The sequence below is a fragment of the Mycobacterium sp. NGS63 genome, assembly GCF_059812295.1.
Genome location: NZ_JCALCJ010000002.1, coordinates 729786 through 740964, shown reverse-complemented (window position 1 = coordinate 740964; position 11179 = coordinate 729786). Strand labels below are relative to the sequence as shown.

12 protein-coding genes and 1 tRNA gene are annotated in these 11179 nt (G+C 70.7%); 6 read left to right on the top strand and 7 right to left on the bottom strand.

Features of this window, described 5'->3' with window-relative positions; all coding sequences use genetic code 11:
• Positions 1-23: 23 nt before the first annotated feature.
• From AC5Y4Z_RS06670 to cysE, 3 genes are all read left to right on the top strand, one after another.
• Complete coding sequence (locus AC5Y4Z_RS06670; protein WP_499961742.1) at positions 24-233, top strand: hypothetical protein; 210 nt, start codon at positions 24-26, stop codon at positions 231-233.
• A gap of 234 nt (positions 234-467) precedes the next feature.
• Entirely contained in the window at positions 468-1400 is a 933-nt protein-coding gene (gene cysK, locus AC5Y4Z_RS06665) for a cysteine synthase A (protein ID WP_499961740.1), read from the top strand.
• Between the two features lie 2 nt (positions 1401-1402).
• Positions 1403-2098 carry a serine O-acetyltransferase gene (cysE, locus tag AC5Y4Z_RS06660; protein WP_499961738.1) on the top strand — a complete coding sequence of 232 codons (696 nt, stop codon included), beginning with the start codon at positions 1403-1405 and terminating at the stop codon, positions 2096-2098.
• A gap of 4 nt (positions 2099-2102) precedes the next feature.
• Here the strand turns inward: cysE and AC5Y4Z_RS06655 are convergent, their stop codons facing one another.
• Genes AC5Y4Z_RS06655 through AC5Y4Z_RS06635 form a run of 5 tightly spaced genes read right to left on the bottom strand, consistent with a single transcriptional unit; the run spans position 2103 to position 6352 of the window.
• On the bottom strand, positions 2103-2924 hold the full coding sequence (locus AC5Y4Z_RS06655) for an ABC transporter permease (protein ID WP_499961735.1): 822 nt from the start codon (positions 2922-2924) through the stop codon (positions 2103-2105).
• Complete coding sequence (locus AC5Y4Z_RS06650) at positions 2921-4063, bottom strand: ABC transporter substrate-binding protein (protein WP_499961892.1); 1143 nt, start codon at positions 4061-4063, stop codon at positions 2921-2923. Before AC5Y4Z_RS06650 ends, AC5Y4Z_RS06655 begins: the two co-directional genes overlap by 4 nt.
• A 26-nt stretch (positions 4064-4089) precedes the next feature.
• A complete protein-coding gene (locus AC5Y4Z_RS06645) occupies positions 4090-4812 on the bottom strand; it encodes an ABC transporter ATP-binding protein (protein ID WP_499961733.1) in 723 nt (240 codons plus the stop codon).
• On the bottom strand, positions 4788-5822 hold the full coding sequence (locus AC5Y4Z_RS06640) for an acyl-CoA dehydrogenase family protein (RefSeq protein WP_499961731.1): 1035 nt from the start codon (positions 5820-5822) through the stop codon (positions 4788-4790). Before AC5Y4Z_RS06640 ends, AC5Y4Z_RS06645 begins: the two co-directional genes overlap by 25 nt.
• Positions 5819-6352 carry a DUF4242 domain-containing protein gene (locus tag AC5Y4Z_RS06635; RefSeq protein WP_499961728.1) on the bottom strand — a complete coding sequence of 178 codons (534 nt, stop codon included), beginning with the start codon at positions 6350-6352 and terminating at the stop codon, positions 5819-5821. The genes AC5Y4Z_RS06640 and AC5Y4Z_RS06635 overlap by 4 nt, the downstream gene beginning before the upstream one ends.
• Positions 6353-6444: 92 nt before the next feature.
• Here AC5Y4Z_RS06635 and AC5Y4Z_RS06630 point away from each other — a divergent pair, with 92 nt between their 5' ends.
• Together AC5Y4Z_RS06630 and AC5Y4Z_RS06625 are read left to right on the top strand one after the other, a co-directional pair.
• Positions 6445-7053, top strand: a complete 609-nt coding sequence (locus AC5Y4Z_RS06630; protein WP_499961723.1) for a TetR/AcrR family transcriptional regulator — start codon at positions 6445-6447, stop codon at positions 7051-7053.
• A gap of 18 nt (positions 7054-7071) precedes the next feature.
• Complete coding sequence (locus tag AC5Y4Z_RS06625) at positions 7072-8718, top strand: NAD-dependent malic enzyme (RefSeq protein ID WP_499961890.1); 1647 nt, start codon at positions 7072-7074, stop codon at positions 8716-8718.
• A gap of 111 nt (positions 8719-8829) precedes the next feature.
• On the opposite strand, the gene AC5Y4Z_RS06620 is transcribed toward AC5Y4Z_RS06625, so the two are convergent.
• A tRNA-Asn gene (locus AC5Y4Z_RS06620) sits at positions 8830-8905 on the bottom strand.
• Positions 8906-9005: 100 nt separating this feature from the next.
• Here AC5Y4Z_RS06620 and AC5Y4Z_RS06615 point away from each other — a divergent pair.
• A complete protein-coding gene (locus tag AC5Y4Z_RS06615) occupies positions 9006-9281 on the top strand; it encodes a hypothetical protein (protein WP_499961885.1) in 276 nt (91 codons plus the stop codon).
• Here AC5Y4Z_RS06615 and dnaG read toward each other — a convergent pair.
• Complete coding sequence (gene dnaG / locus AC5Y4Z_RS06610; RefSeq protein WP_499961719.1) at positions 9256-11169, bottom strand: DNA primase; 1914 nt, start codon at positions 11167-11169, stop codon at positions 9256-9258. The two genes, AC5Y4Z_RS06615 and dnaG, sit on opposite strands and share 26 nt — an antisense overlap.
• Positions 11170-11179: the final 10 nt, after the last annotated feature.

The window sequence follows — 11179 nt, the reverse complement described above, 5'->3', positions numbered from 1 at the left end:
CATCCCCGGCGCAGGATCGGCGCATGAGGCCCGGTTGCCCATTGCAGTGCCGGCGGCGGCACGACGCGGCGAACGGCGACGTCGATTGGGCGGGGTTGCGCGCCAACCTGGATCTGGTGTTCTCCCGCGAGCAACGCGACAAGGTGTACGCGCAGCACCTGATCCGCCGGCAGGGCAGCCGGCTGTGGCCGGGCGGCGGCGCGCAGCCCTGCGTCTGCGAAATCCGGAGCTGAGCGCAAACGAGCCGGACAGCCCCGACGTGCGCATGTCCTATAGTGGGGCTATGCAACAGGCCACATCGCCGCGCCTCGTCCTTAAGCGCCGCCCCGCCGTGGATGCCTGTTGTCGTCGTTGTTGTTGTTGATTCCTGACGCCATCCGACGTTCAAGTTCGGCCTAGAGCCGTCGAATTCGACATCACGTGGCCGACTCACGAGCCCTGTACCGACACCGCGTAAGGAAGTTTCCATGAGCATCGCCGAGGACGTCACCCAAGTAATCGGGAACACGCCGCTGGTCCGGCTGCGCCGGGTCACCGAAGGCGCCGTCGCCGACGTCGTCGCCAAGCTGGAGTTCTTCAACCCCGGAAACAGCGTCAAGGACCGCATCGGGGTGGCCATGCTGGACGCGGCCGAGCAGGCGGGGCTGATCAAGCCCGACACGATCATCCTCGAACCGACGAGCGGCAACACCGGCATCGCGCTGGCGATGGTGTGCGCGGCGCGCGGCTATCGATGCGTGTTGACCATGCCCGAGACCATGAGCGTCGAGCGGCGGATGCTGCTGCGCGCCTACGGCGCCGAGCTCGTCCTGACCCCCGGTCCGGACGGCATGCCGGGCGCCATCGCCAAGGCCGAGGAGCTGGCCAAGACCGACCAGAGGTATTTCATCCCGCAGCAGTTCGAGAACCCGGCCAACCCGGCGATCCACCGCGCCACGACGGCCGAGGAGGTGTGGCGCGACACCGACGGGAAGGTCGACATCTTCGTGTCCGGGGTCGGCACCGGCGGAACGATAACCGGCGTCGCCCAGGTCATCAAGGAGCGCAAGCCGTCGGCGCAATTCGTCGCCGTGGAGCCGGCCGCGTCGCCGGTGCTGTCCGGCGGGCAGAAGGGGCCCCACCCCATCCAGGGCCTGGGCGCGGGCTTCGTCCCGCCGGTCCTCGACATGGACCTGGTCGACGAGGTCATCACCGTCGGCAACGACGACTCGCTGAACCTGGCGCGGCGGCTGGCCGCCGAGGAGGGCCTGCTGGTGGGCATCTCCTCCGGCGCGGCCGCGGTGGCCGCCCTGCAGGTGGCCCGCCGGCCGGAGAACGCCGGCAAGCTCGTCGTCGTGGTCCTGCCCGACTTCGGCGAGCGGTACCTGAGCACCCCGCTGTTCGCCGACGTGGCGGATTGACCGTGTTGGCGACCATCCGGCGCGACATCCGGGCGGCCAGGGAGCGCGATCCGGCCGCCCCGACGACGCTGGAGGTCGTCCTCGCCTATCCCGGCGTGCACGCGATCTGGGGCCACCGGATCAGCCACTGGCTGTGGCGGCGCGGCGCCCGGCTGGCCGCGCGGACCTTCGCGGAGATCACCCGCATCTTCACCGGGGTCGACATTCACCCGGGCGCGGAGCTCGGCCCCGGGCTGTTCATCGACCACGCGACGGGCGTGGTGATCGGGGAAACGGCCGAGGTGGGCGAGGACGTCACGCTGTACCACGGCGTCACCCTCGGCGGCAGCGGCGCGGACACCGGCAAGCGCCACCCGACCGTCGGCGACCGCGTCACCATCGGCGCGGGCGCCAAGGTGCTCGGCGCGATCAAGATCGGCGACGACAGCCGGATCGGGGCCAACGCCGTGGTGGTCAAGCCGGTGCCGTCGAGCTCGGTGGTGATCGGGGTGCCCGGTCAGGTGATCAGCCGCGCGGGCCGCGGCACGCCGGACGATTCGATGATGCCCGATCTGGTGGGTGTCAGCCTGCAGTCGCTGCTCACCCGCGTGGCCAAGCTGGAGGCGCTGAACGAGGTCCCGCCGAACGGCCCGCAGAACGGCCGCGTGATCCGCCCGCCGGAGGCCGGCGTGTGGCACGGCGAGGACTTCTCGATCTGAGCCGTCACGAGCGCGGAGCCAAGAGCCGCCGCGCGACGAGGTCCATCCCGAAGCCGAGGACCCCGATGACCACGATCACGGCCACGACCTGGTCGTAGGCGAGTTGGTCGCGGGCGTTGAGGACCTGGTAGCCGAGTCCCGAACGCACGCCCAGCATCTCGGCCGGAACCAGCACCACCCAGGCGATGCCCAGCGCGACGCGCAGGCCGGTGAGCACGTGCCCGCGCGCGGCCGGCAACACCACGGCGGTCAGCAGCTCGAGGCGGGTGGCGTGAAACGACCGCGCCACGTGCAGATAGCCCGGCTCGATGGCGTGCACGCCCGCGGCGGTGTTGAGCAGGATCGGAAAGACGGCGGCCACGGCGATGAGGAAGATCACCGGCTGGTTGCCGATGCCGAACACCGCGACCGCGATCGGCGCCCAGGACAGCGGCGAGATCATCCGGACGAATTGCACCAACGGCAGCACCGCCCGATCCAGCCGTGCGCTCAACCCCAGCAGCAGGCCCGCGGGGATCCCGAGCACCGCGGCGGCGAGCAAGCCAATCAGCAAGCGCCACAGGCTGATCCCGATGTCATCGGTCAGCACTCTGCGGCCGAACAGGTCGGCCAGCGCGGGCACCACCTTTTGCGGGGCGGTCTGGCGCAGCAGCGAGTGCGATTCGGACAGCACGGTGGTGGTCAGCCACCACAGCGCGATCGCGCCCGCCGCCGCGGCGAGCGGCGGCAGCACCCGCGCCGGGGCGGTGCGGCCGAAACCCCTTGGCCGGCCAGGCTTGTCGGCAAGCCCGTGCGGCGCCGTCGTGACATCGCGGGTGGTCGTCATAGTGGTTGCACCTGTTCGGTTCGGGCGGGGTCGGCGGCGAGGCCGAAGGCCTGCGGGCCGCCATGGCGGTCAAGGGATTTGCGCACGAACGCGTCGTCGACGAGTTCGTCGTGCACCCGGGCCGGGTCGAGGCGGTTCAGGAAGCGCCGGTCGCCGTCGACGACGGTCTCGTTCATCGCCTCGATGAGCCGCTGCGTGAAGCTGGGAAAGGGAAACGGCTGATAGCCGACCCGTTGTGGCGACCACTCCGGGTGGACGTAGCGGTATGGCGGGGTCGGGTACGTCAGGGCCAGCCGCACGGCCGGTTCGGGTTGCGGCAGGTACTTGCCGCCCGTCAGCGCCGCCGCGGCGCCGCGGCGGTTGGCGTCGATGCGCAGTTGCGCGGCGACGACGGCGTCGGTGAGCGCCTGCACCGCCTCGGGCCGGCCCTCGATGACGTCGTCGCGGGTGATCAGCACGCAGCAGGCGTGGTCACGCCACACGTCCCCGAGGAAGGTGTGGATGCGGCCGATCTTCTTCAGCTGCGCGGCGGCGTTGAACGGGTCGGCGACCACGTAGCCGCCGATCGACTTGTTGGCCAGGGCCGGCACCATGTCCGACGGGCTCATCACGATCAGCTCGACCGTGCGGCCCGCGCGGGACGCGTTGCGGCGCAACACCGGACGCAGTCCGTGCGCGCGCAACAGCTGCTGCAACACGACGTTGTGGATCGACCACCAGAACGGGATGGCGACCTGGGTACCGGCCAGGTCCGCCAGGTCGGCGATGTGCGGCGCCACCGTGAGCGCCGAGCCGTTGGTGTGGTTCCAGCCCAGCACGCGCACGCCGCTGCCGAGGCCGTAGCGCAGTTGCACCGCCATCGGCATCAACAGGTGGGCGACGTCGATCTGGCGGCTGATGAACGCCTCGGCCAGCGATGCCCAGCTGCGGAACAGCACCGGCTTGGCGGAGCTGACCGCGCCGGGCGGGTACAGGCCCTGGGCGTGGGCGATCAGCAGCGGCGCCGCATCGGTGATCGGCAGGTAGCCCACCCGCAGCCGGCCGGTGACGTTCGCGGGGTCGACGGCCGCGGCGCGGGCCAGGTCGGCAATGCCGAATAGCCCGCCGGCGCCGGCCAATCCGACCGCGCCGGCGACCAGCCGCCGCCGTGACAGCAGCGGGCCGCTCACGGCGACACCGTCGCGGCGAGCCGGTAGTTGTCGAGGACGTCGCGTCGCAGATCGGCGCGGTCGAGCACCTCGTTCACCAGCCATTCGCGGCGGATGCGCCCGTCCTCGCCCAGCAGCACGACGCGCCGCGCCAGGGCCAGGGCTTCGTCGACGTCGTGGGTGACCAGCACCACCGTCACCGCCAGCTCGGCCGCCAGGTCGGCCAGCCACCGTTGCAGCTCGGCGCGGGTGGCCGGGTCGAGGGCGCTGAACGGCTCGTCGAGCAGCAGCAGGCGGGGTTTGGTGGCCACCGCGCGCAGGATGGCGACGCGTTGCGCCTGTCCCCCCGAGAGCTGCTCGGGATACCGGTCGGCGAGGTTGTCCAGCCCGAACCGTCCGATCAGCTCGGTGGCGTAGCGCGCGTCGAACGTTTTCCGGTGTGCGGCGAAGCGTTTGGCGAAGACGACGTTGTCGGCGACGGTGAGCCAGGGCATCAGCAGCGGCCGCTGAAATACCACTCCCGTTTGCGGCCGTGCGCCGTCGGCGGGCCAGGTGATCGCGCCGGAGCTCAGCGTCTCCAGCCCGGCCAGCACCCGCAGCAGCGTCGACTTGCCGGAGCCGCTGCGGCCCAGGACCGCGACGACCTCGCCGATGCTCACACTCAGGTCGATGTCGGCGAGCACCGGTGTCGCGCCGAACCGCTTGTGTCCATTGGCTATTCGTACTGCGAGAGTTCCCACCGCAGGTGTCCTTCCGAGGGTGACTGGATCGGCAGGAACGCCGCCTCGCGAAAGCGTCGGTTGGCGGCGTTGCCCACCGCGTAGCCGGCGCCGCCGCTCAGCGTGGATTCCAGCCGGGTCGCCGCGACGGCCAGCGTGGCGGCGGACAGCCGCAGCCGGATCAGCTCCGGCACCGGCGGGGCCGACGGATCGGCGGCAAAGCGATACAACCGCTCCCGCAGCTGTTCGCTTTGTCGTGCCAGCGCCGCGGACTCGTTGGCGAACTGCGCCGCGGTTCTGTCCCCCGAGGCATCGGCGCCCGACAGCGCGGCCCGCGCGAGCCCCGTGCAGAATGCGCTCTGCAGCAACAGAAACGCCGGGCGCACCCGCGTCACGAACGCACGCAGGTCGGTGCTGACCACGTTGGTGTCGGGGACCTCGACGTCGTGCAGGTGCAGCGACGTCGACGCGGTGGCGCCCAGGGCCATCAGCCGGGGGGCGGGGTGGATTTCGACGCCGGGCGCGTTGGCGTCGACGACGACGATGTGGGTGGCGCCGCCGGCGGTCCGTGCGGCCGTGACGATCAGCGCGTCGTCGAAGACGTTGGAGGCCCAGTGGATTGGGCCGCTGACCCGCAGGCCGCGATCGGTTTCCGCGGCGCTCAGCGGGATCCGGCCGAGCCCGGCGATCTGTTTGAAGGCAGGCGCCATCGCGGTCACCCCGGGGCGCGCGCCGCGGCGCAGGGCTGCGGTGTGCCGGTCGCGCAGGGCGGGCGGGGCGTGGTGCAGGTACTCGAGTGTCATCCGGTGGGCCCACGCGGAGAACCCGGCGGCCAGGCTGTGCGCCGACACCTCCTCGATGACCCGCACCACGCGGTCGAGGCCGGGCTCGAACAGCCCGGCCGCTCCGAGCGCGGCGAGATCGGCGCGGACGTCGGTGGTTGCCTCGTCCAGCGCCCCGGCCCGCGCCGCGACCGAGGCGGCGACGTGTTCCAGCGCGGCGTCGGTGTCGCGGCCGAGCGCCAGGGTCATCGCTGCGGGCCTTCCAGCCCGTGCAGCCGGTCGACCGGGGTGTCGACGGCGTCGCGGGCGCGGCGCACCGCCGACTCGTCGGGCGCGTCGTAGAAGCACAGGCACTTGTGCATGTCGACGCGCACGTAGGTGCGCAGGAAGCTGACCTCCGGCACGTCGGCGTAGCGCGGGGCCTTGGCCTTCTTGCGGTCGAGGTAGGTCGCCATGTCCAGCCCGGGCGGCAGGTCCCACTCCACCAGGTAGCCCGCCGCAGGCCGGGCCGCCTTCAGCTCGGCCAGCTCGGCGCCCACCAGCTGCACCTCGTCGGGACCGTGGACGTCGTCCGCGCCGAGCGCCGCGGCGTCGAGTTGCGGCGGTGGGGCGGCGGGGAATTCGGCCACCGCGAAGATGCGGTGCGGGTGGCGGGTCACCTGGGCCTCGATCAGTTCGCCGCCGGCGGCGTAGAGGTGCGCGTCGAGTTCCTTGATCAGGTGCACCGCCTCGGTGCGGTCGGCTCGGGCGGCGGCGATCTCGTACAGGTACAGGCTCACGGGCAAATCCCCTCGTGGATGGGCGGCTACGCAGCGACGCTCGCATAGACAGACCGATCTGTCTATGCGGCGGGGTGGGTTAGGCTACCGCCATGAGCTCATCGCCGACGTCGGCCAGGCGCCCGGCGGTCGACGGCCCACACGCGCCCGGGCCGGCGGACCGACTGCTGCGGGTCGCCTCGAATCTCTTTGCCACACAAGGCATCAAGGCTGTGGGGATCGATCAGATCCTGCGCGACGCCGGGGTGGCGAAGGCCAGCCTGTACAGCTGGTACGGCTCCAAGGACGCGCTCGTGCTGGCCTACCTCGACGATTTGGATCAGGCCGATCGCAAGCGGTGGAACGAAGCGGCTTCCGCCCTGAGCGACCCGTCCGACAAGATCCTCGCGTTCTTCGACGTCGCCATCGCCGGCGCGCCCAAGCGCGGCTACCGCGGTTGTCTGTACGCCAACGCGGCCGGTGAGTTTCCGGGCGTCGAGCTCGAGCCGGTCCGCGCGCACCGGCGGTGGGTGCGTTCGACGCTGGCGGCGCTGCTGGCCGCCGCGGGCGTTTCCGGGGCCGCGAGCGTCGCGCGCGAAATCCAGTTGCTCTACGACGGCGCGCTGGTGGGCTCGAAGATGGAGCGCTCGGTCGCCCCCCTCAAGCTGGGCCGGCGGCTGGCCGCCGAAGCCCTGCGACGCGCTGGCGCTACCGTGAGCTGACGAACCCTGGAGGTGGTGATGAGCGACCCCTGCGCGCCGCGCATCCCGGCGGCGCTGGCCGCGCCGAGCCTCAATCGCGGCGTCGGCTTCACCCACGAGGAGCGCCGGCGGTTGGGGCTCACCGGCCGGCTCCCCTCGGCGGTGCTCACCCTCGACCAGCAGGCGGACCGGGTATGGCATCAATTGCAAAGCCTGGCAACCGATCTGGGCCGCAACCTGCTGCTCGAGCAGCTGCACTACCGCCACGAGCTGCTGTACTACAAGGTGCTCGAGGACCACCTGACCGAGCTGATGCCGGTGGTCTACACGCCCACCGTCGGTGAGGCCATTCAACGCTTTTCCGACGAATACCGCGGGCAGCGCGGGCTTTTCCTGAGCATCGACGAGCCCGACGAGATCGCCGAGGCCTTCGACACCTTCGGTTTGGGGCCCGAGGATGTCGACCTGATCGTGGCGACCGACGCCGAAGCGATCTTGGGCATCGGCGACTGGGGCGTGGGCGGAATCCAGATCGCCGTCGGGAAACTGGCCCTGTACACCGCGGGCGGCGGGATCGATCCCCGCCGTTGCATCGCGGTGTCGCTGGACGTCGGCACCGACAACGAACAGCTGCTGGCCGACCCGTTCTATCTCGGCAATCGCCACCCCCGCCACCGCGGGCAGGACTACGACGAGTTCATCGGCCGCTACGTCGAGACCGCCCACCGGATGTTCCCGCACGCGATCCTGCACTTCGAGGACTTCGGGCCGCTCAACGCCCGGCAGATCCTGCACCGCTACGGCGACGACTACTGCGTGTTCAACGACGACATCCAGGGCACCGGCGCGGTGGTCGTGGCCGCGATATACGGCGGGTGCCACGTCACGGGCACGCCGCTGCGCGACCAGAACGTCGTCGTCTTCGGCGCGGGGACCGCCGGGATCGGCATCGCCGACCAGATCCGCGACGCGATGGTCGCCGACGGCGCCAGCGTCGAGCAGGCCAGGTCGCAGATCTGGCCGATCGACAAGCAGGGCCTCCTCTTCGACGACATGGACGACCTGCGCGGTTTCCAGGTGCCCTACGCCAAGAACCGCCGGCGACTGGGTGTGGGCGCCGGGCAGCGGGTCGGGCTGGTCGACGCGATCAAGCTGGCCTCGGCCACCGTGCTGCTGGGTTCGTCCACCGTGTTCGGCGCGTTCGGCCAGGACGTCGTCGAGGCGATGACCGCCTCGTGCGAACGACCGATGATCTTTCCGCTGTCCAACCCCACCTCGCGCATGGAGGGGATGCCCGCTGACCTGCTGCGATGGTCGGCGGGCAGGGCGTTGATCACCACCGGCACCCCGGTTGCCCCGCTCGACCATGACGGCACCACCTACACCATCGGCCAGGCCAACAACGTGCTGGTGTTCCCCGGCATCGGGCTGGGCATCGTGGTCGCGCGGGCCCGGCTGGTCACCCGGGGCATGCTGCAAGCGGCGGCGAGAGCCGTTGTGCGTCAAGCCAATCCGGCCGAGCCCGGCGATTCGCTGCTGCCCGACGTGCGGAACCTGCGCGACATCTCGGCCGCGGTGGCCGAGGCCGTATACCGCGCCGCGGTCGAGGACGGGGTGGCCACCCGGACGCATGACGATGCGCGGCAAGCCGTGCTCGATGCGATGTGGCGACCGGTCTACGACTGACGGGGCATCGGGTGTGAGCTGAGGGCTTCGGGTGTGAGCCGGTGGCGCGATCCGGGGCGATTTTCCCGCCAAGGCTTCACAATGAAAGCCCACGATTCACACTGAACGGCCTGGCTCCCCCGGGTGGACTCGAACCACCAACCCTTCGGTTAACAGCCGAATGCTCTGCCAATTGAGCTACAGGGGACTAACCCGATCGCGGGACGACTCTAGCGTACCGGCATCAACCGCGCACACACGCGGCCGGGTGAGGCAGGATGGAGCCATCGATCGTCGGGAGGAACGCTTTGATCCGGTATGTCGTGGTGCTGGGGCTGGGTTACGTGCTGGGCTCGAAGGCGGGTCGCCGCCGCTACGAGCAGATCGTCGGCACCTATCGCGCGCTGACCAGCAGTCCGATGGCCAAATCGGTGATCGAAGGGGGGCGACGCAAGATCGCGAACCGGATCTCCCCGGACGCCGGATTCGTGACCGTCGCGGAGATCGATGCCCAGACGGCCATCCAGGAGCGCGTAGAAAACGGAGCCGACGTGGTCCTCACACCGTCAGATCGTCGCCGCTAGCCTGCTCCAGCAGGCTGCGCCGGTACGCCTCCATGGCGACCAGGTCGCCGAACAGGGCGTGATACTCGTCGCCCTGGTCGATGGGTGACATGCGCTGCAGCTTGGACTTGACCTCGGCGATCTGCCGGCCCATCCAGACCTCCTGCAGGCGCGCGAGGACCCCGCCGATGTAGCGCGGCAGCTTCTCGTCGTCGACCTGGATCGCCTCCACCCCCAGCTCGCTGATCAGCCCGGCCGTCAGCGCCGAGGTGGTCTGCTGGCGCACCGCCTCGATCCACTCCGCCCCGGTGACGCCGGTGGAGGTGCCGCCTGCGGCGTCGATCGCCGCGCGGACGGCCGCGTACCCGGGGTGGGTGAAGCTCTCGACGGTCAGCGTGTCGAACACCGGGCCCGCGAACGCCGGGTACTGCAACGCCGACTTGAGCGCCTCGCGCTGGGGCCACAGGATCGGGTCGCGCGGGTCCGGGCGCGCGACGCGCGACTCCGCGGGCTTGGCTCTGACCTCCTGCGCCGACCGGCCCGGCGCGTCGCCGACCCGGGCCGGGGACCTCGACTTCTTCGCCTCGCCACGCACCCTCTCGATGACCTGTGCGACGTCGTCCCAGCCCACCCAGCCGGCGAGCTGGCGGGCGTACTCGTCGCGCAGGGTCGGGTCCTTGATCTGGCTCACCATCGGCACGCAGCGGCGCAGCGCCGCGACCCGGCCCTCGGCGCTGTCCAGGTCCATCTCGGCGATGGCGCTGCGGATGGCGAACTCGAACAACGGGGTTCGCCGCGCGACCAGGTCGCGCAGCGCCGCCTCGCCGGACTTCAGCCTCAGGTCGCAGGGGTCCATGCCGTCCGGGGCGACGGCGACGAACGACTGCCCGGCCAGGTTCTGCTCGCCGCCGAACGCCTTCAGGGCGGCGGCGCGCCCGGCGGCGTCGCCGTCGAACACGTAGATCAGTTCGCCGCGAAAGAAGCTGTCGTCCATCATCAGCCGGCGCAGCATGGCCAGGTGCTCGTCACCGAACGCGGTGCCGCAGGAGGCGACGGCGGTGGTGACCCCGGCCAGGTGCATCGCCATCACGTCGGTGTAGCCCTCGACGACGACGGCCTGGTGGCCCTTGGCGATGTCGCGCTTGGCCAGGTCGATGCCGAACATCACCGACGACTTCTTGTACAGCAGCGTCTCGGGGGTGTTGATGTACTTGGCTTCCATGGGGTCGTCGTCGAAGATCCGCCGGGCCCCGAACCCGATCACCTCGCCGGCCGAGCTGCGGATGGGCCACAACAGCCGCCGGTGGAAGCGATCCATCGGGCCGCGGCGCCCCTCCCGGGACAGCCCGGCCGCCTCCAGCTCCTTGAACTCAAAACCCTTGCGCTGCAGGTGTTTTGTCAGCGAGTCCCAGCCGGACGGGGCGAACCCACAGCCGAAATGTCTGGCGGCCTGCCCGTCGAAGTTGCGTTCGGCCAGGTATTGGCGGGCCGGCGCCGCCTCGTCGGACTCCAGTGCCGCCGCGTAGAACTCGGCCGCGGCCGCGTTGGCCGCGACGAGCCTGCTGCGGCTGCCGCGGTCGCGCTGCACGTTGGTGGCCGCGGCACCGGTATAGGTGAGGGTGTAGCCGATCCGGTCGGCGAGCGCCTCCACCGCCTCCACGAAGCTGACGTGTTCGATCTTCTGCACGAACGCGTACACGTCGCCGCCCTCGCCGCAGCCGAAGCAGTGGAACTGGCGGTGGTTGGGGCGGACATGAAACGACGGCGACTTCTCGTTGTGGAACGGGCAAAGGCCCTTGAGCGAGTCGGCGCCGGCGCGTTTCAGCTGGACGTAGTCCTCGACGACATCCTCGATGCGGACCTTCTCGCGGATGGCGGCGATGTCGCGATCAGAGATCCGGCCGGCCATCGGCACAGTC

Coding starts and splice junctions, on each gene's coding strand:
- AC5Y4Z_RS06670 (WP_499961742.1), top strand. CDS start 24: ATGAGGCCCGGTTGCCCATTGCAGTGCCGGCGGCGGCACGACGCGGCG.
- cysK (WP_499961740.1), top strand. CDS start 468: ATGAGCATCGCCGAGGACGTCACCCAAGTAATCGGGAACACGCCGCTG.
- AC5Y4Z_RS06655 (WP_499961735.1), bottom strand. CDS start 2,924: ATGACGACCACCCGCGATGTCACGACGGCGCCGCACGGGCTTGCCGAC.
- AC5Y4Z_RS06640 (WP_499961731.1), bottom strand. CDS start 5,822: ATGACCCTGGCGCTCGGCCGCGACACCGACGCCGCGCTGGAACACGTC.
- AC5Y4Z_RS06630 (WP_499961723.1), top strand. CDS start 6,445: ATGAGCTCATCGCCGACGTCGGCCAGGCGCCCGGCGGTCGACGGCCCA.
- AC5Y4Z_RS06625 (WP_499961890.1), top strand. CDS start 7,072: ATGAGCGACCCCTGCGCGCCGCGCATCCCGGCGGCGCTGGCCGCGCCG.
- dnaG (WP_499961719.1), bottom strand. CDS start 11,169: ATGGCCGGCCGGATCTCTGATCGCGACATCGCCGCCATCCGCGAGAAG.